General features: G+C 54.1%; 20 protein-coding genes. 13 read left to right on the plus strand and 7 right to left on the minus strand.

What is annotated here, in order from left to right; all coding sequences use genetic code 11:
- The first annotated feature begins 94 nt into the window (after nucleotides 1–94).
- Complete coding sequence (locus HCZ99_RS13025; RefSeq protein WP_167447410.1) at nucleotides 95–1,093, plus strand: cysteine synthase A; 999 nt, start codon at nucleotides 95–97, stop codon at nucleotides 1,091–1,093.
- 119 nt (nucleotides 1,094–1,212) lie between these two features.
- On the opposite strand, the gene HCZ99_RS13030 is transcribed toward HCZ99_RS13025, so the two are convergent.
- Nucleotides 1,213–2,595, minus strand: coding sequence for an MFS transporter (locus HCZ99_RS13030; RefSeq protein ID WP_167447412.1), 1,383 nt, complete (start codon nucleotides 2,593–2,595; stop codon nucleotides 1,213–1,215).
- 111 nt (nucleotides 2,596–2,706) lie between these two features.
- On the opposite strand from HCZ99_RS13030, the gene HCZ99_RS13035 reads away from it, so the two are divergent.
- From HCZ99_RS13035 to HCZ99_RS13050, 4 genes are all read left to right on the plus strand, one after another.
- Complete coding sequence (locus HCZ99_RS13035) at nucleotides 2,707–3,612, plus strand: LysR family transcriptional regulator (protein ID WP_167447414.1); 906 nt, start codon at nucleotides 2,707–2,709, stop codon at nucleotides 3,610–3,612.
- A 149-nt stretch (nucleotides 3,613–3,761) separates the two neighbouring features.
- The gene (locus HCZ99_RS13040) at nucleotides 3,762–4,781 is read left to right on the plus strand and encodes an LLM class flavin-dependent oxidoreductase (RefSeq protein WP_167447416.1); all 1,020 of its coding nucleotides are present in this window, start codon (nucleotides 3,762–3,764) and stop codon (nucleotides 4,779–4,781) included.
- A 193-nt stretch (nucleotides 4,782–4,974) separates the two neighbouring features.
- Nucleotides 4,975–6,549 carry an L-lactate permease gene (locus tag HCZ99_RS13045; protein ID WP_167447418.1) on the plus strand — a complete coding sequence of 525 codons (1,575 nt, stop codon included), beginning with the start codon at nucleotides 4,975–4,977 and terminating at the stop codon, nucleotides 6,547–6,549.
- 1 nt (nucleotide 6,550) lies between these two features.
- The gene (locus HCZ99_RS13050) at nucleotides 6,551–6,709 is read left to right on the plus strand and encodes a hypothetical protein (RefSeq protein WP_167447419.1); all 159 of its coding nucleotides are present in this window, start codon (nucleotides 6,551–6,553) and stop codon (nucleotides 6,707–6,709) included.
- A gap of 81 nt (nucleotides 6,710–6,790) precedes the next feature.
- On the opposite strand, the gene HCZ99_RS13055 is transcribed toward HCZ99_RS13050, so the two are convergent.
- Nucleotides 6,791–7,423 (minus strand): LysE family translocator, encoded by a 633-nt coding sequence (locus HCZ99_RS13055; RefSeq protein WP_167447421.1) that lies wholly within the window; start codon nucleotides 7,421–7,423, stop codon nucleotides 6,791–6,793.
- A 320-nt stretch (nucleotides 7,424–7,743) separates the two neighbouring features.
- Between HCZ99_RS13055 and HCZ99_RS13060 the strand changes: the two genes are divergently transcribed.
- Nucleotides 7,744–9,303 carry an inverse autotransporter beta domain-containing protein gene (locus HCZ99_RS13060; RefSeq protein WP_167447423.1) on the plus strand — a complete coding sequence of 520 codons (1,560 nt, stop codon included), beginning with the start codon at nucleotides 7,744–7,746 and terminating at the stop codon, nucleotides 9,301–9,303.
- A gap of 76 nt (nucleotides 9,304–9,379) precedes the next feature.
- Entirely contained in the window at nucleotides 9,380–10,540 is a 1,161-nt protein-coding gene (locus HCZ99_RS13065; protein WP_167447424.1) for a PA0069 family radical SAM protein, read from the plus strand.
- A 40-nt stretch (nucleotides 10,541–10,580) separates the two neighbouring features.
- Here the strand turns inward: HCZ99_RS13065 and HCZ99_RS13070 are convergent, their stop codons facing one another.
- From HCZ99_RS13070 to HCZ99_RS13080, 3 genes are all read right to left on the minus strand, one after another.
- Nucleotides 10,581–10,859 (minus strand): S4 domain-containing protein, encoded by a 279-nt coding sequence (locus HCZ99_RS13070; RefSeq protein WP_167447426.1) that lies wholly within the window; start codon nucleotides 10,857–10,859, stop codon nucleotides 10,581–10,583.
- A gap of 294 nt (nucleotides 10,860–11,153) precedes the next feature.
- Nucleotides 11,154–11,666 carry a hypothetical protein gene (locus HCZ99_RS13075; RefSeq protein ID WP_167447428.1) on the minus strand — a complete coding sequence of 171 codons (513 nt, stop codon included), beginning with the start codon at nucleotides 11,664–11,666 and terminating at the stop codon, nucleotides 11,154–11,156.
- 85 nt (nucleotides 11,667–11,751) lie between these two features.
- On the minus strand, nucleotides 11,752–12,495 hold the full coding sequence (locus HCZ99_RS13080) for a DUF4194 domain-containing protein (protein WP_167447430.1): 744 nt from the start codon (nucleotides 12,493–12,495) through the stop codon (nucleotides 11,752–11,754).
- 238 nt (nucleotides 12,496–12,733) lie between these two features.
- On the opposite strand from HCZ99_RS13080, the gene HCZ99_RS13085 reads away from it, so the two are divergent.
- From HCZ99_RS13085 to rpmF, 5 genes are all read left to right on the plus strand, one after another.
- Nucleotides 12,734–13,444 (plus strand): alanyl-tRNA editing protein, encoded by a 711-nt coding sequence (locus HCZ99_RS13085; protein ID WP_167447432.1) that lies wholly within the window; start codon nucleotides 12,734–12,736, stop codon nucleotides 13,442–13,444.
- A 173-nt stretch (nucleotides 13,445–13,617) separates the two neighbouring features.
- The gene (gene sseA, locus HCZ99_RS13090; protein ID WP_167447434.1) at nucleotides 13,618–14,475 is read left to right on the plus strand and encodes a 3-mercaptopyruvate sulfurtransferase; all 858 of its coding nucleotides are present in this window, start codon (nucleotides 13,618–13,620) and stop codon (nucleotides 14,473–14,475) included.
- 64 nt (nucleotides 14,476–14,539) lie between these two features.
- Complete coding sequence (locus HCZ99_RS13095) at nucleotides 14,540–15,082, plus strand: GNAT family N-acetyltransferase (protein ID WP_167447436.1); 543 nt, start codon at nucleotides 14,540–14,542, stop codon at nucleotides 15,080–15,082.
- A complete protein-coding gene (locus tag HCZ99_RS13100; RefSeq protein ID WP_167447438.1) occupies nucleotides 15,079–15,765 on the plus strand; it encodes a GNAT family N-acetyltransferase in 687 nt (228 codons plus the stop codon). The genes HCZ99_RS13095 and HCZ99_RS13100 overlap by 4 nt, the downstream gene beginning before the upstream one ends.
- A 41-nt stretch (nucleotides 15,766–15,806) precedes the next feature.
- A complete protein-coding gene (gene rpmF, locus HCZ99_RS13105; protein WP_007090029.1) occupies nucleotides 15,807–15,986 on the plus strand; it encodes a 50S ribosomal protein L32 in 180 nt (59 codons plus the stop codon).
- A gap of 212 nt (nucleotides 15,987–16,198) precedes the next feature.
- Here rpmF and HCZ99_RS13110 read toward each other — a convergent pair whose 3' ends face one another.
- Nucleotides 16,199–17,155, minus strand: a complete 957-nt coding sequence (locus tag HCZ99_RS13110) for a threonine ammonia-lyase (protein ID WP_167447440.1) — start codon at nucleotides 17,153–17,155, stop codon at nucleotides 16,199–16,201.
- Between the two features lie 205 nt (nucleotides 17,156–17,360).
- Between HCZ99_RS13110 and metC the strand changes: the two genes are divergently transcribed.
- Nucleotides 17,361–18,548 (plus strand): cystathionine beta-lyase, encoded by a 1,188-nt coding sequence (gene metC / locus HCZ99_RS13115; protein WP_167447442.1) that lies wholly within the window; start codon nucleotides 17,361–17,363, stop codon nucleotides 18,546–18,548.
- A 74-nt stretch (nucleotides 18,549–18,622) separates the two neighbouring features.
- Here metC and HCZ99_RS13120 read toward each other — a convergent pair whose 3' ends face one another.
- Nucleotides 18,623–19,159, minus strand: a complete 537-nt coding sequence (locus tag HCZ99_RS13120) for a DUF3429 domain-containing protein (RefSeq protein ID WP_167447443.1) — start codon at nucleotides 19,157–19,159, stop codon at nucleotides 18,623–18,625.
- Nucleotides 19,160–19,212: the final 53 nt, after the last annotated feature.

Genomic DNA, 19,212 nt, shown 5'->3' on the forward strand with positions numbered 1-19,212 from the left:
GTGTTGTATGACGCAATCCATCTTGACTTTTGTGTATAAACCACCCAATCAACAGGTCATCAAGTTTTCACCCCAACTATGTTTGGAGTCTGTCATGGACATTCGCAATGGCACCATCGAAGCCATTGGCCGCACCCCACTTGTGAAACTGAAAAAGGTCTCCGAGTTGACGGGCTGCACCATTCTGGGCAAAGCGGAATACGCCAATCCGGGCGGATCGGTTAAAGACCGTGCTGCGCTTGCCATCATCCGCGACGCCGAGGCACGCGGACTTTTGAAACCAGGCGGCGTCATCGTCGAAGGTACGGCTGGCAACACCGGCATCGGCTTGGCCGTTGTTGGCAATGCGCTTGGCTATCGCACCGTTATCGTGATCCCGGAAACCCAAAGCCAGGAAAAGAAAGACCTTCTGCGTCTTTTGGGTGCGGACCTTCGCGAAGTGCCTGCTGTCCCCTACCGCGATGAAAACAACTACGTTCACGTATCGCGCCGACTGGCCGAGGAATTGGCAAAAACCGAACCCAATGGCGCAATCTGGGCGAACCAGTTTGACAACATTGCCAACCGTCAGGGCCATATCGACACCACCGCGCCTGAAATCTGGGAACAGACCGATGGCAAGGTTGATGGATTTATCTGTGCTGTTGGCACAGGGGGTACACTTGCCGGTGTGTCGCTTGGCCTGAAAGACCGAAACAAAGACATCCAGATCGGCCTTGCTGATCCGATGGGGGCCGCCCTTTATAGCCACTATAAATTTGGCGAACTGAAATCCGAAGGAAGCTCAATCTCCGAAGGCATCGGTCAAGGGCGCATCACTGCCAATCTTGAAGGGGTCGAAATTGATCACCCGTTCCAGATCAGCGATGACGAAATGCTGCCCATCGTCTTTGACCTGTTAAAGGAAGAAGGCCTGTGCATGGGCGGCTCCACCGGGATCAACATTGCCGGTGCTGTGCGTCTTGCCCGCGAACTTGGGCCAGGTAAAACCATCGTCACCATTCTCTGTGACCTTGGTTCGCGCTACCAGAGCAAGCTTTGGAACCCGGAATTCCTCAAAGAAAAAGGTCTTCCGACCCCAAGCTGGCTTTAAACGCACGCCCCAGCGATCAAAATTGAAAACCCCCGACCTGCAAAAGGCCGGGGGTTTTGTTTTATCGCACGAAACACGTTTATAGCCCTGCCCGGTTGGGCAATTCGTCACATCTGGGTCTAGGATGCCTTGGCCAAGCTATCCTGTGCTTTGTGTCGCGCCTGGGTTGCCATCCGCCACAAATACAAACCGCACAACAGCGCCCCAACCAACATCGCACCCGCAAATGCCGCAACTGCGTTCCATCCACCGTGCGCCCAGAACCAACCACCGACTGATCCCATGATGCTTGATCCCAAATAATACGCCAGAAGATACAATGACGACGCATGGCCCTTGGACGTTTCGGCAAGGCGCCCCACCCAGCCACTGGCGATAGAGTGCGCGACAAAAAAACCGCTGGTCAAAACGACAATCCCGCCAATGATCCCCGGCAGGCTTTCCAGCAATGTCATACCGACACCAGCACCGGCCAACAGCACCCCAAACACCAAGACCGGTCCACGTCCCAGCTTGTCTGATAAGGCGCCTGCAATGGATGACGTGACCGATCCACATAAATAGACGACAAAAATCAAACCGATTTGACTTTGACTAAGCTCATAGGGTGCATCGGATAATCGAAAACCGACATAGTTAAAGATCGTCACAAAGCAGCCCATGGCAAACGCGCCGATCAAAAACACAAACGGCAAACCCGCATGGGTTAAATGCCCGGCCCACGCCCGCATATGGTAACCCACCTGAAAACCGGGACGCCGGACGAAATTGCGCGAAGCAGGAAGCAAAATCGCAAAACCAAGCGCCGCCAAAAGGCCAAGCGCGCCCATCGCCCCCAACGCCATATGCCAGCCCAAAAGATCGGTTAGGAACCCAATCACCACGCGCCCGCTTAATCCGCCAATCGCCGTGCCGCTGATGTAAATCCCCATGGCCATGCCAAGCCCCTTGGGATCAATTTCTTCGGCCAGATACGCCATCGCAACCGCGGGCACACCGCCCAGCATTAATCCTTCCAGTGCGCGCACAACCAAAAACGCATGCCAGTCTGATAATAAGGGCGCGATCAGATTTAAAACCGACGCCACACACATTGAAATCAGCATCAGCTTCTTACGCCCGGTCGCCTCGGACACGGCACCGGCCAGCAAGATCGCAAAGGCCAAAAACCCGGTCGTCAGCGAAAGCGCGAGCGAGCTTTCCGCCGGCCCCACCGCAAAGTGACGGGCCAATTCCGGCAACAAGGGTTGCACACAGTAAATCAGCGAAAAGGTCGCATACCCGGCCAAGAAAAGCGCCACACTGATCCGGCGAAACGCCGCCGAACCGGGCTGTATCCAAACCGGGTCCGCAGACGCACGCGCACTGGTGTCACCACCTGCCTCACCCTCACCTGTTTGCGAGGATATTGCACTTGGCCCGACCGCGTCATTATGGGTATCGGCACCGCCGCCAGCTTGCAGCTTATCGCGATCTTGGGAGTTCCCCGGAAATGCAGGCATTTATCATCTCATTTAGAATGATGCGTAGAATGGCGCTTATGGTTGCAGTTCACGCCCCATCCGTCCAATATATGATACAATCAATCTTGATATGTTTTGGATATAACCACCATGGAACTGCGCCATATCCGTTATTTCTTGGCGGTCGCCCGCGAAGGAAACTTTACCCGTGCGGCGGCAAAAATCGGCATTGGGCAACCCCCGCTTAGTCAACAAATCCGCGACCTTGAAGCCGAAATCGGTACCGCCGTTTTTCACCGCGTTCCACACGGGGCAGAACTGACTGAGGCCGGGTCAGCCTTTTACGACATCGTCGCACAGTTCCCCGACCTTGCCGAACGCGCCATCAGGGCCGCCCAACGTGCCGGACGTGGCGAAGTTGGATCGCTGCGGGTTGGTTTTACCGCATCCGCCGCATTTAGCCCGTCTGTCCCGCGCATTTTCCGTGATTTTCGCCGTGCCTTTCCCGGCGTGGAAATGACCCTGGAAGAAGCCAACTCAGCACAGCTTGTTACCGGCTTAAAAGACGAACGCCTTGATGCGGTATTTCTGCGTCAAGACGCGATTGCAGGCGATGGTATTCGGCTTCATGTCATTTCAGCAGAACCGATGGTCTTGGTTCTGCCCGCGGGGCATCCCGCCGCGCAAAAGCAAAAGGTTGCCCTTTCGGAACTGGCAGAAGAATCCCTCATCCTGACCCCACGGGCCGTGGGCCCGACCCATTTTGACAAGGTCGTGACTGCCTGTCGCACCGCCGGATTTGAACCCAACCTCGGCCAATCAGCCCCCCAGCTTGGCTCGGTGATTAATTTCGTTGCGGCCGAACTTGGCTTTTCATTGGTCCCCAAACCCATGACACAGCTTCAGGCCAACGGGGTCGCCTACCGCGAAATTGATGGTGCGGTGCCAATTGCCCAATTATCCTTGGCCTATCGCAGTAATGATATCTCAATCGCACTTCGCAATTTTGTCAGCCGCACATTGGCTGCACATCGCGATATGGCCCCCATCGCGTAGGAATAAATCAGAAAATCAATGGCTTGCTGCGCAATCATCGGAACCGGGACTGGCGGCAAGACGATTTCACGCTAAATTAGGTGCAATTGTCGAAATTGGGCGCGCCGGTTCATCGGACTTGATTGCGCGCCAAACCGAAAGTCTGTCGAATGGTAAGATATTCCCTTCTTGATCTATGCCCCGTCAATACCGGTGAGCATCCCAGTGATGCATTGCGTAATACGCTGACACTTGCCCAGCATGCCGAAAAACTCGGCTATCATCGCTACTGGCTGGCCGAACATCACAATATGCCCGGCATTGCCAGTGCGGCCACCTCGGTCGTGATTGCGCATGTGGCAGCGGGCACGAAAACCATCCGCGTTGGTTCGGGTGGCGTAATGCTGCCAAACCATGCGCCGCTGGTGATTGCCGAGCAATTTGGAACCCTTGATGCCCTACACCCCGGTCGCATTGACCTTGGCATTGGCCGCGCACCGGGCACAGACCAACGCACCGCCGCCGCCCTTCGCCGCGACATGCATGGCTCAGAAGACCGCTTTATTCAGGACGTCCTTCAAGTACAGGCCTTCTTGGCCCCGCTCGAAGGCAATCCGCCGATCCGTGCGGTCCCGGGATATGGGTCCCAAGTACCGATGTGGCTTTTGGGCAGCAGCCTGTTTTCGGCGGATCTTGCCGCGCGCCTTGGCCTGCCCTTTGCCTTTGCATCGCACTTTGCACCAGACATGCTGATGGATGCACTGTCGCTGTATCGTCATCGCTTTGAACCGAGTGACCAGCTTGATAAACCCTATGCGATCGCTGCGATGGGGTTCTTTGGTGCTGATACCGACGAGGAAGGCGAATATCTGGCAACCTCGATGCAGCAGCAGTTCTTAAACCTGCGCCGTGGTACGCCGGGACAGTTGCCCGAACCGGTCAAGGATATGGACACCATCTGGAACCGGGTCGAAAAGGCCGGTGTTGATCATGCCATGCGCTATGCCGCGATTGGCGGGCGCGACACGGTACGCAAAAAACTGCGTGAATTCCTGTACATGACAAATGTTGATGAAGTCATGGTCACGGCCAACATTTTTGATCAAACCGCACGGCTTAAATCGTTTGGCATCGCAGCCGAACTGATCAAAGAACTTAACGGCGAAGAAACCAAACAAAACTGCGCGTAACCCAACGCGCAATCCTGTTCTTAGCTGTCAAAACATCATGCCGGGCTCAGTTTGAGTCCGGCATTTGTATTTCATCATACGAAATACCAACAGCACGCGACTTGCACTTAATTGCCGGCTCGGACAGTATGCTTATCCCGTCGACTGTCCGACGATAAACAACCATGTTTCAAACGGTTATGGTGCGCCCCACATGACTGAGTTTTTGTTGGCGGCAGCGCCGATTGCGACCATCCTATTCCTTATGATCAAAGCCAATTGGGGGGCCGCACGTGCCGGTGCTGCCGCATGGTTCGTCACCGCCCTAATTGCTGTTTTCTATTTCGGCGCTCCGACGCAAATGCTGATCATCGCCCAGGCCAAGGGCGTGATGCTGGCCCTTTATATTCTTTATATCGTTTGGGCCGCCCTGATCCTGTATTTTGCGGCAGACGAAGCCGGTGCGATTAAAACCATCGGCCGCGCCATTCGGTCCTTAACCGATGATCGCCCGATGCAATTGCTGATCTTGGGCTATGTCTTTGCCACCTTTTTGCAAGGTGTGGCTGGCTTTGGCGTGCCGATTGCCGTGGTCGCCCCGCTTTTGCTGGGAATGGGGTTCTCGCCGGTGTTGGCGGTTGCCGCCCCGATGATCGGGCATAGTTGGTCGGTCCTGTTTGGGAATATGGCCACCTCGTTTGAGGCGCTTATTGGTGTCACCGGCATTCCTGGTGCTGATCTTACCCATGATGCCGCCATTCTTTTGGGGCTGTCGGGGATGCTATGTGGCGCGGCGGTTCTGTGGCTGGATGGCGGTTTTCGCACCATTCGCCGCCGGATCATTCCCCTGCTGCTGATTTCTGGCACCATGGGAATCACGCAATATGTCATGGCCAATTACGGCGTTTGGACATTGGGCGGGCTGACCGCCGGGATTGCCGGGCTTGCGATGTCGATCCTTGTCACCCGGTTCTGGAAACCCCATCCTGATGACGTTGCCGAACAGGTCGAGGAAGATGATCAACCGATGCCCCTGATCGAGGCGCTTACGCCTTATCTGGTGTTTATCGTTTTGGTCGGCTGCGCGACCTTTATTCCAGCCGTCGAAACCTTTTTGGGCAGCATCCGCTTTACACTTGATTTCCCGGCCACCAGCACATCGCTTGGCTGGCAGGTTGACGCCGAAAGTGCCAAGGCGATTGCCATTTTCGGCCATCCGGGCGCCCTGCTTTTATATACCTCGGCAATCAGCTTTACCTTCTTTAAGCTCCGTGGGCATTACGCCGACGGGATTGGCAAACGCATCTGGCAACGCACGCTTAAAAGCGGGCTTCCAACCAGCATTGGCATGGTTCCGGTAATTGGTCTTGCGATCATTATGGACCACGCGGGCATGACCTATGCCCTGGCCGAAGGCGGTGCGGCGCTGTTTTCTGGCGCCTTTGCCATTGCCTATCCGATCATTGCCCCGGTCGTTGGTGCATTGGGCGCCTTCATGACCGGTAGCACGAACAACTCCAACGTTGTCTTTGGCATGTTCCAACGCCACACCGCCGAACTTGCGGGAATTTCAACCTCGCTGGTTTTGGGCGCACAGGCCGCGGGTGCGTCCCTTGGCAGCATGCTGGCCCCTTCGAAAATCCTTGTCGGTTGTTCCACGGTTGGGCTGTCAGGCAAGGAAGGCCCGGTATTATCGGTTGTCCTTAAAACGGGTGTGATCCTGACCTTACTTTGCGGTTTCATTGCCCTTGGTATGTTGTTGATTTCTATGAATTCGATAGGGGCCTAAGATGAAAAACAAACTGTTTAATCCGGTCTTTTTGTTTCTGGCATCCCTGATCCTGCCAATCGCCGCCTTCGAGGCCATGATGGTCAACAGCACCATGGTTGCAGACATCCTGCTTGGCGCGTTTGCCTGTATCTTGGTGCTGATTATTCTGCGCAAATAAAAAGCCCGCCGGGATATGCATCCGGACGGGCATCAGTATAGCGACAAGCCCAAAAGCGGGCTAATTGGCACGACAGTCAAACTAGGGCCTAAACGTCGCCAGTTTGACGCCAAAGCCAATAAACACCGCCCCGGTTACGGCCTTTAAACTGCGCTGGAACCGGCCACTCGTGGCATAGCGGGTTAAGCGTGCGAGCAACATGACCATCGCCGCAAACCATACCGCATTGATCAACGCATGCAGACAAACCAGCATGAACGCAGCACCAACAGCCCCCTCGCCCGCCGGAATAAATTGCGGGAACGCCGCCAGATAAAAAATCGAAACCTTTGGGTTCAGCGCATTGGTCAGGAAACCTTCGCCGTAAGCCGCCATTAAGGTCCGGCGTTGTTTGGCCGGGCTAACATCGGCGACCTTGGCAACACCGCGCCACGCATCGCGCAGCGCCTTAAACCCGACCCAGCATAAATAGGCCGCCCCCAACAGCTTAACCACCAAAAACGCCTGTGCTGATTGCACCAAAATGACCGAGATGCCCAAAATCGACAGCGTCCCATGCAGGTAAAACGCCGTCACAAATCCCGCAACATTGGCAACCCCGGCCGCGCGCCCCGATGTCGGCACGGTTTTGGCAATCAAGACACCATTCGGACCGGGCGACATCACCAATAGCGACGCGACAAGTGCGAAACTTAAAACCTGTGTCCAATCCATTAAATGATCCCCTGATGATGACGGCGCATAAAAAATTATAGAACGGATCGGAAAACCGGCAAGGCAAGAATTGTCACCATACATTGATATGGCATTCACCTTTCCCGCCTTTGGATAATGATAACTTTTGGGAAAATGATAAAGAATACCTTTTGTTAGCACGCGTCTTTGTCGGTAACTTTTTCACAACAAAACAAAGACATGACAAACAGTCATGCCTAAGCGGGACACTGTCATTCCCACATATTTGCACCTTTGATGCACCGCGATGCTGTGGCTTATTGCCGCGGCATAATGATGCCTGATGACCAGATTTTGTGATGCGAGTGAAAAAGAACACCCTGATTGGATTGCTGTTTGCTTCAACGGTTTTGGCGGCGTCTGGCGCCAATGCCGACACCGTGCGAACCCTCGACAAATGGGGCCCGCATATTGATCTGGAAGGCAAGGCAGGAACAGACCGAAACCTTGGCGAGGCGGACTTGTTTATCCCGCTTTGGCAAGACGACAACACGCTGAGCTTTGGCAGTATCCGCGCACGCATGGATGACAATAACAGCCACGAAGGCAATTTTGGCCTTGGCATCCGTCAGATGCTTGATACGGGATGGAATATCGGTGGTTACGGTTATTTTGACCGCCGCCACAGCCCATATGGCAACAAATTCAATCAACTCACCTTTGGCGCCGAAGCACTTTCTGTTGATTGGGATTTCCGCGCCAATGCCTATGTGCCAATTGGCACCACGCAATATATGGAAGACAGTCTAAGCACTGTCGATGTTAGTGGCGCCACATTGATGTATAGCCAGGGTGAAGAACGCGCTTTGCGGGGTTTTGATGCGGAAATTGGCTGGCGCATTCCATTATTTGAGCCGGATGCCGGGCAGCAGCTTCGCGCTTATGCCGGTGGGTATCGCTTTACCGAGAAAAAGGTTGATACCATTCAAGGACCACGCGGACGACTGGACCTGACCTTTGATAAAGTTCCGTTCTTATGGGAAGGATCGCGCTTTTCATTGGGGGCTGAAATTCAGCATGACAATCCGCGCGGCACAAAGGGTTTTGCCAGCTTCCGGCTTCGTATCCCACTACAAAATTTTGGCGATGCCCCAAAACCACGTTTAACCGCGATGGAACGGCGAATGACCGCCCCCATCATCCGCGACATCGATGTCGTCAGTCAGGCAGGACAGTTTTCGGCCCCAACTGAAATTACCCAGACAGCGGACGGAAAAACGATCACGCTTTTGAACAGCAACGCAATATCGGCAGCCGATTTTTCCACCGCCATTGCCAATGCAGGTACCAATTCCACCGTGATCCTAAACGGCAACTACACAAATGTTGCGTCCGTCACAACCGTTCAGGATGGGCAAACAATTGTCGGGGGTGGCGCACTTAACATCAAAACCCCAACCGGACGGTCGGTTACGGTCGCCATTCCAGATGCACCCATCTCTGGTGAAGGACAAGTCGCTGGGGGTGGTGCCAGTCGTTTCTTTGATATGGCTGATAACAGCAGCCTGATTGGCATCACCGCAAACCTCACAAAGGGAGAAAGCACAGCCATCGCCAAAATCGATGGAAAGCACAATGTCACAATTGAAAACAACGATATTTCCGTTGTGGCCAACGGCAGCACTGCTCAGCTCTTATCTATTAGGGGCAGCAACAATTCAAACATCCGCATCAATGACAACACGGTTTCCATAACCGGTAAAGCTGGCACCAAAAAATATATCGTACTTGCCGGCAGCGTCGTGATCACCAATCTGTCGGGTGGCGGCAATACATCGAACATCACAACATGTTCGACGGGTATGAGTGGTTACACCATTACCGGAACGGTCACGACAAGCGGCACAACCTGCCCCTAACCTCGCATCGTATCGCATACCTTGATGACATCAGCTTTCGCTTGAATGTTCCTATTTTGTTCTTTAATGTACACGTATGAAGAACAACATCTCGCACACTGTTGCCTGCCCGCAAAGGGCGGGATTTGATGATGGATGGTCAACCACGCCACACGACCAAAGCATCCTGCCCGCCCGCAGCCAAAAGGGGCGCGGTGCCGTATCGAATATTGACGGTCGTTTTGAACGTCACATTCATCAAGAAGTCGATGATGGTTGGCTGGGGCAATTGATGGAAGATGCCCCACCGCGCACGAAAACCACCCTTGGTATTGATGGCGCGCGCAGTGTGATTACCCGCAATCAAAGCCCTGATGTGCCATTTGATCGATCAATCAACCCCTATCGCGGGTGTGAACATGGTTGCGTTTATTGCTTTGCCCGGCCAAGCCACGCCTATCTCGGCCTCTCGCCGGGGCTTGATTTTGAAACCAAGCTTTTCTGGAAACCCGATGCGCCGACCCTTTTGCGCAAACAGCTTTCCGCGCGGTCCTATTCCCCGGCCCCGATTGTCATTGGTACCAACACCGATCCTTATCAGCCGGTTGACCGCGATAAACAGCTGACCCGATCCATCATCAAGGTTCTGTCAGACTGCCAGCACCCCTTTTCGCTGATTACGAAAAATGGGCTTGTCGCGCGCGACATTGATCTGATTGCACCCATGGCGGCGAATAACCGCGCATCGGTCGCCGTGTCTGTCACCAGCCTGGATCACCGATTATCGAACCTGCTGGAACCGCGTGCATCGGCCCCACACCGGCGTCTTGATGCCATTCGCAAGCTATCTGATGCGGGCATTCCCGTAACCGTATTGTGCGCGCCAATCATTCCCGGCCTTAATGACACGGAAATCGAAAACATTGTGGCCGCCTGTGCGGATGCCGGGGCACGGTCAGTCGGCCATATCGTCCTGCGGCTGCCGCTTGAAATTGCCAATTTGTTTGAAGAATGGCTTGAAGCCCACTACCCAGACCGCAAGGCCAAAGTCATTTCGCTGATTAAGCAAATGCGTGGCGGTGATATCTACCAATCAGAATTTGGCACCCGCATGCGCGGTACCGGCCCGATTGCCGATTTAATCGCCACCCGATTTAAGGCCGCACGCAGAAAACATGGCCTCGACGGACGGTCGCTTAATCTTGATTGTACCGGCTTTAAACGGCCCAGTGCCGATGGGCAGATGTCACTATTTTAAACGTATCTGGCAACATCTGCCCGGCACATATAAAAACCGTTCAGCCCACACGCTGGATCGTTGCGCTACGACCTGCCCCCGCCGAAAGCCGCAGGATTTCACCGTCGTCGAACGCATAACTCAGCACATGATGTTCCGGATCACGGATTTGTTTTTCTTCGATCCAGACCGCGCCATGCCCAACAAGATCGCGGGCCTCTGTGCGTGTTTTGGCAAATCCCGCCATAACAATAAGCGATGCCACCTCGATCCCGCCTTCCAGGTCATCCGGGGCGAGTTCAAGGGCCGGGGTACGATCAGAAACAGAGATATGGGTCATTTCGGTTTTCCTTCGTGATAAGACCACCAAGGGCAACCGGGGATGAAAAACAAAAGGCCGCCCTGTGGCAGCCTGTTTTCATTTGATCAGATACAAATCAACACGCGCCGCCCTTATTTGGACGACGTAAAATAGGCATTAATATGAATCTTTGTGTTTTCCATGGCAAATTTTTAAGGCTGAAAAACGAAACGGTCAAGCGTCTTTTGCGCAATCGCTAGATTGTGACCGCAAACATAAAAAACCCGCCGGACGTAACCGACGGGTCAAAATATCTAAAATCAATCAAATGGATCAACTGACAACACGGTACCGCGCATGGGGTGCGCGATTGGCCAAAACCGCAAGATCAACCACATCGCTATCATTGTCCTGCGCGGTTTTCGGCTCGGCCGCCATATCGTTGCTGCATTTTGGCAGTGCCATCGCACGCGCGCCGTCAAAGAACCGTAAGCCGCGCTTTTCCATGACATACAAGGTTTCACCACCCCATGTCCCGGTCCAGACAAGACCAGTAAGGTCCTTCATTTCCTGTTCGATCCGGGTCGGTGAAATCGGCATACCAAGGCAGGTCGTCAAAAGAAATGAAAGCTCGGCTGCGGTCACCCCGTCTTCGCAGCATTCCTCGGCCAGAACCGACATGACCGCCATCGTCACAACACGAAGCGATACCTTGCCATTGTCCAAACCCGGAAAACGATTTTGTTTCAATTCAACAATGTCATTGGCGATACGATCAACATCCCCCCGGATGACATACCGCCCGCGCCAGACACGGCAGCTGGTTCTGACTTCCCACTCTCGCATTTTTAGGTCCCGCCCACTTTATTGTCCCTGTCAAAAACGATACATTATCCATACATATAGTCAAGTTACTTTTCGACTTTTTGTATCATTTTCGACATTCAGAACGAAACCACTGATATCCCGCCGACGAAACCACATAGCCGTCTTCGTTTTCGACCATCTCAAGATAGCCACGTGACAGTGCAGTATGGAAATCACGACTAAAATTGCGCGGCATGCGAAGGTGATCCTGACGGCGTAAAGCCCGTCGTATATCATCGCGCGTCACCATGTTGCGTGCATCGCGGTAATGCAGCCAAATCGCTGCAATCAAAATGGTTTCAGCAAAACCGCGCGGCTGTAACCGTGCCACCAAATCGCCAAGTGTCCCAACAAACCGCGTCAGGAACGTCCCCGGGTCCATCACCTCGCCCCCGGCCCCATAAGATTCTGGCGCAAAAGCAAGTAAACCGCCCTGAGACCGCGCATTCTCATGGGAAACGCCAGGCGCCGCCGATCCGCCCAGACGATCCGCAACAACATCCTCGTTGATCGGTGAAGCGGCCCCTGCGCGTCCAACACTTGCACCACCAACCGCCCTGTCATCCGCCCCATCAACAGACGTGCCAGTCAAACGGGCATCCGTTTTTGATCGCATATCGTGGGCATTGCTGGGCGATGGCGATGACGCCGTGGCATTATGGGAAATTCGGTCACCGCCAACCGGCAACGGCTGCCCAAACAAGGCGGCCATCACAACAGGCAGGCGCGCAGGCGGGATCGCACATTCTAGATCCACCGGCCCGAAGTCACCTTCGCCCGTCAGTTTTACGTGAATAAGTGCCGACACCTTGGGTCATACTCCTGATTTACGACCCTGACATATCATACATTATGTACGTATACAAACATCATTATTCATTTTTCGTAAATTATTATACACCCCTAATGCACGTGCCGGCTGCATATTTATCCTCGACAATCCACCCCACCCGACCGCACCATGACACCACCGAAAGCATCGCGGCGGCAAAATACAAACAAACATGACGGTCGTTGCGTCCAAGCCCCACCGGAGAAACACCAAAATGACACGCCTTTTGTTTCGTGAAGATGCCTACACCAAAAGCTGCACCGCCAAAGTAACAGCGATTTCCGATCGCGGGGTCGCACTGGATCAAACCGTTTTCTACGCCACATCCGGCGGGCAAGCGGGCGACATCGGCATCCTTAAAACCGCGTCAGGGTCAAGCATTCCCGTTGCCACCACGGTTAAGGACAAAGAAACCGGCACACATCTGCACATTATCGCCGATGGGCATGACCTGCCCGGCATTGGGGATGAGGTTGAGGCCATTATTGATTGGGATAACCGACATCGCTTGATGCGCTATCACACCTGCATGCATTTGCTATGCGCAACTATTGACGGCGATGTCACGGGCGGCAACATTGCCGCGCACAAGGCCCGGCTTGATTTCAATTTGCCTGATGCTGTACTCGACAAAGATGACATCACCGCGAAACTTAATGAACTGATTGCACGCAACGCCGATGTTTATGATGGCGAAATCAGCATCGCAGAGCTTAAAGCCAATCCCGAACTGGTGCGCACCATGTCCGTACAGCCGCCAATGGATGGCCATTCCATTCGTACCGTCACGATCGAGGGCATCGATTTCCAACCCTGCGGCGGAACGCACGTTAAAAACACGTCTGAAATCGGCCGCGTCACGGTGTCGAAAATCGAAAAGAAAGGCCGTCAAAATCGACGCATCAATATCGTTTTTGACGAATAAGCCCCACCATAACGCCACCGCACAGGCGCACCAAAAGTTGTAATTGCTTTGGGGCGCGATATTGCATGCCGGGCTTAAGCCCGCTACAAATTTAGTCAGGACGCATAGAAACAAAGATCCTCGGGCCCAACCGGGATCATGCAATACCCACCATTGCCAATCGGAGCTTGTCCATGAGTAACCCACTTTCCGACGCCCTGGTTTCCACCCAGTGGCTTGCGGATCACCTCGACGCACCGGATGTCCGCGTCGTTGACGCCAGCTATTATATGCCTGCCCAGAACAAAGACGCGCGCGAGATTTATGAAGCGCAGCATATTCCCGGCGCGGTCTTCTTTGATATTGATGACATCGCCGCTGACGACAGCGCGCCGCTGCCACACATGATGCCAGACGCCATCAAATTTTCCGCCAAGGTCCGTAAACTTGGTCTGGGCGACGGGGTTCGCATTGTTGTCTATTCCCAAACAGGATCAGCCATGGCCGCATGCCGTGCGTGGTGGATGCTTCGTCATTTCGGCCATCAGGACGTGGTCGTTCTTGATGGCGGTTTGCCCAAATGGCTTTCTGAGGGACATCCTGTGACCGATGCCCCCACCCCGCCGCGCGAACGTCATTTCACCGCGCGCGCCAACAGTTTCTTACTGCGCGAATATGATCAGATGCTGTCAAATGTCACGCGCAAGCGTGAACAGATTGTCGATGCCCGCGCGGCTGAACGTTTCCGTGGCGAAGTCGATGATCCATGGGGCAAAACCGGCCATATGCCAGGTGCGTTTAACGTGCCATTTGACCAACTGCTGAATGCCGACGGCACCTTCAAGGATGCCGATGAAATCAGCGCTGCCTTCAAAGAAGCCGGCGTTGACCTTGATCGCCCTGTGGTCGCCACTTGCGGATCGGGGGTTACGGCCTGCGTTTTGGCAATGGGTGCTTATATCACCGGGCATAAACAAGTCGCCGTCTTTGATGGCTCATGGGCGCAGTGGGCTTCGACCGAAGACAGCCCAGTCGCAACCGGCCCGGCATAAAGCCCCCACCGAAAATCACGGTGACAAGACGCACTGAAATAAGCCGAAAAAGCCTGAAACAACAATGCCCGACACGACATCCCATCGCCGGAAACAAAACACCGCTGCAAATGCGGCGGTTTCGGCGCGCGAGGATGACGTGTCGGGCATTTTACTTTCGCAGCTTAAATCACCAACACATGATGATATTGCGGCAATCACACACCTATGGATCGATACCGGCCTGATCCCGGTCATCCGCGATGCCAGCAAAGACATCGAAAGCTGCATCAATGCCGATAACGGCAGCCTGATTGTCGCCCGACTTCCATCCAACCAACGCATCATCGCCACCATGATGACCGGCCATGACGGCATCTTTGGCTGGATACATTATCTGGCAATCGCCAAAGATGTTCAAAACCTTGGCCTTGGCCGACAACTGATCGACCTTGCCGAAGATATCCTGCGCGCGGCAAAAATTGACGAAAGCCGTGTTACGATTGAAAATGACGAGGTCGCAGAATTTTATGCCAAATTGGGCTATCAGCCCCTTTCAGGCACCGCACACACAAAGGCGCATGACAGCACCACACATTCGATCATGCGCAAGAGGTTAAACCCATGAGCAAATCAAACCCGCGCAAGCTTGACGTTGTCGTAAGCTTCCTTGAAATGCAGACACCGCCGGATCGCCCGGCTGCAATCATCCCGCCGGGCAAAGTTGCCATCGTCCGGGCAGAGACTCCGACACTGTCATTTTATCGCTACTTATATAATACAGTCGGCGAACCATGGATGTGGTGGGAACGCCGCATGATGACGGACGAGGATCTTGCGCCGATCCTGGAAGCACCAGAAACCCATGTGTACGTGCTTTACGTCGCAGGTGTGCCCGCGGGCTTTGCCGAGCTTGATCTTAGCAAGCATGCCCAAAGCGGTGAAATCGATCTTCACTATATGGGCCTGATCCCCGATTTCATCGGCAAAGGATACGGAAAATACCTTTTAAACTGGGCCGTAGACACCGCCTGGAGCCTTAAGCCAAGCCGCCTTACCGTAAATACGTGCACTTTAGATCACCCAAGTGCATTGGGGGCTTACCAAAAGGCTGGCTTTGTTGTATACGACCAGCGAACAGATATTGTTGACGATCCTCGCGATGTCGGGCTGATCCCGCCAATTGACCACCCTATTGATCATGGTGGCCATTTGGATGGCGACGCGCCTTCCAGCGAAAGTGACCCAGAAAATGCAGATAATGCAGATTCTGACACTTTGGTCGTTGACTTTCCCGAGCGCGCACGGTAACAAGCGCGCCTGAGTTTACCCAAGCCAGAGGATGATGACCCATGGCAGTGCCAAAGAAAAAAGTGACCAAGTCCCGTCAGGGCATGCGTCGCTCGCATGACAAGCTCGCCAAGGGCTCGTACCGCGAAGACAAAGAAACCGGCGAATTGCATCGCCCGCACCACATTGATCCGAACACCGGTATGTACCGTGGTCGTCAGGTGGTCGAGCCTAAGATGTAATTCCGTTCCGGGGAGCTTTTGCTCTTTGGCGGTTTGCGACGCTACAAAATTCCGCGCTATCCGTTCTTCGGCTGGCGTCTGGTTTAAAAAGGGATGGAGCCTTCTGGTTCCATCCCTTTTTATTTGTCTGATGATTTAAAAGTGCCGATTGGAAGCCGCCCGCTTTAACCCCATTAAAACAGGCAGCCGACTTCCATTGCGGCCTTCCTGACCTATTTCAGGCCATCGGTGCCCGTACCACAGATAATCACACCCACCCGCCCCGGATCATCAACGCCCAGCCTGTCTTTCATAATCGCGGCCATTCCCGCCGCCGCTGAAAGCTCAACCGAAATACCAAGCTCCCGCCATAGCCAACCGGCGGCTTGTTGCATTTCTTCATCCGATACCAACGCGATACGGTCGACATTCTTGCCAATCAAATCGACATTTAACGCCGATGATTGACGTGGGGCCAAACTGGTGGCTGCGGTATTGACCGTCGGCAGGGTCACAACCTCACCCGCCTTTAAACTTTCAAAAAGGGTTGCCGCGCCGACCGGCTCAACCCCAATCACCCGAATAGACGGGCGCAACAAACGCGCAGCCGTCGCCACACCAGAAATCAACCCGCCGCCGCCAACCGCAACAACAAGGGTATCAAGATCCGGTTGCTGTTCAAGCATCTCAAGCGCGATGGTACCCTGCCCGGCAATCACCTTGGGATCGGCAAAGGGATGAATATAGGCCATGTGATATTCACGTGCATGCGCCATGGCCGCACGGTTGGCATCATCCCAAACCGCCCCGACCAGCGTGACGTCAACACCCTGCGCACGCAGCTTTTCGACCTTTGGCTTGGGCGTGTTGGTCGGCAAAAAGATTTTCACCGGAACCGCCAGTGTTTTTGCCGCATGGATCACGCCCATGCCGTGATTACCGCCCGATGCCGTACACAGCCCATTGGCGCGTTTGTCCGCATCCAGCGCAAGGGCTGCATTCATCGCCCCGCGCGCCTTAAACGAACCAGACACCTGCATGTTTTCAAGTTTTAGAAACATTTCCGGCACACGATCGGGCGCATCAAAGATCGACGTGGTGGCGAAATTTTCGGCCTTAAAAACTGGGGTCAGGCGCATATGGCTTGAAATAGCACGCCGCGCAGTGCGGAAATCCTGAAGTTCGATCACGGGGCCTCCTGAAGGCGATAACGTTTTATTTTGGAGCGATAAGGTCGCGGCCAAAGGACAGGCGCGCCCATAAGAAATAACCCAGTTGGCGTATTTGACAATGGTGCCATGCACCAACGCATTGAAAAAGCCTTGAACGTGGGGCGTCGAGATGGTTTGTCTTATAGATAAACAACAAAGCCCACCTCAAGGAGAAGCACCACCCATGTCAGGTCATCGCCCCCAAAAGCCAGAAACCAAACTTGTCCATGCCGGTCGCCGGTCAAGCCAATATCACGGCGTGGTCAACCCGCCGGTTCTTCATGCATCCACGATCCTGTTTGATAGCCTCGACGAACTTGAAAAGGCCGCAACCGGCGGCGGACCGGGTAAGACCACCTATGGTCGGCACGGCACACCAACACGCTTCTTGCTCGAAGAAGCCGTTGCGGAACTTGAAGGCGGCTTTGGCACGCTGTGTGTTTCATCCGGGGCATCTGCGATCACCAACGCGATCTTGGCCTTTGTCAAACCGGGCGATCACATCCTGATCACCGACAGCGCCTATTTCCCGACGCGCAATCTGTGCAACACCTTCTTGAAAAAGTTTGGCGTTGAAACCGAATATTACGATCCTACCATTGGTGGTGACATTGCCGGTTTGATCCGCGACAACACGGTTCTTGTCTGGTGCGAAAGCCCCGGCTCCCTGACCTTTGAAATGCAAGACATCCCGGCGATTGCAGCGGCTGCGCATGATCGCGGTGTTAAGGTCATGCTTGATAACACATGGGCATCGCCGATTTTGTGCCGTCCGTTTGAATTGGGCGTGGATGTATCGGTTCAGGCCGGCACAAAATACATCGTCGGCCATTCCGATGTAATGATGGGCACCATCACCACCGCCACCGAACAGGACCTTTTGACCGTCAAAAAGCAGATCCTGATTTCCGGCGATGCGATTGGGCCAGATGATTGCTATTTGGCACAACGCGGCCTGCGTACCCTTTCCGTAAGGATGAAACAGCATCACAAAAACGGCCTTAAGGTCGCAAGCTGGCTGCAAACCCGCGACGAAGTCAAACGCGTGCTTCACCCCGGCCTGCCCGATGATCCGGGACATGAAATCTGGAAACGTGATTTCAGCGGTGCCTGTGGTCTGTTTTCGTTCGTGATGAAACCGGTTGAGAAAAAGCAACTTGCCAACATGGTCAACCACATGGATCTGTTTGGCATGGGCTTTAGCTGGGGCGGGTTTGAAAGCCTGATCTTGCCATCCGATCCGACCAAAATTCGTACCGCCACCAATTGGGACGAAGACGGCCAATTGATCCGCCTTCATGTCGGCCTTGAAGATGCCGATGATCTGATAGCTGATCTTGAAGCCGGGTTTGAACGGCTCAAAACCGCCTAAGGAAAACGGGTTTTCAAAAAACAAACGGCGCGGAAATTTCCGCGCCGTTTTTGGTTTTATCAATCCTCATACCATTACTGTAAGCTGCCCCAGCCCAGCAACAGCGACGCAATCACCGTCAAACTTAACGGGATGCGCAACCGCCCATACCAGCGCGGCCAGATGCCCATGGCACAGGCGCGCAAATCAACCAGCAGCATCCCGCCAAAACTGATCGCAAGCACGATCAAACCCGTCGTAACCGGCAAGATCAAAGCACCCCATGCAATTAACGACGGCACCACCGAAAGCCCCAGACCGGCCCAAAGTTTGACGCTGGTTTTATCATCATACTTTTGCGTCAAGCCTGCGGCGCTTGTCGTACCAATGGCGCGGCCCCAATGGATACCGCCCAAAAACGACAAAATCACCGCGCCATATGCCAACAGTGCAAAGCCAGACGCCGCCAGATAAATCGGCCCAAATACATAGCCAACCAAGGCCAGCGCAACAAACGGAATCGCCCCCGTCCCGCCCAGCCATAAGGCAGCAGCGGGAATTTTGTCGGTGGATTGTGCGCCCTGTTGCGACGCGTCGCTGTTTTCAGAAGTATCCAAGTTTTCCAGTGCCATAACATCCCCATCCGCTAAATAAGGTTATGAGGATGATACGACACATTTGGAAA

It is taken from the genome of Thalassospira lucentensis, from assembly GCF_011806425.1.
Taxonomy (GTDB): domain Bacteria; phylum Pseudomonadota; class Alphaproteobacteria; order Rhodospirillales; family Thalassospiraceae; genus Thalassospira; species Thalassospira lucentensis_B.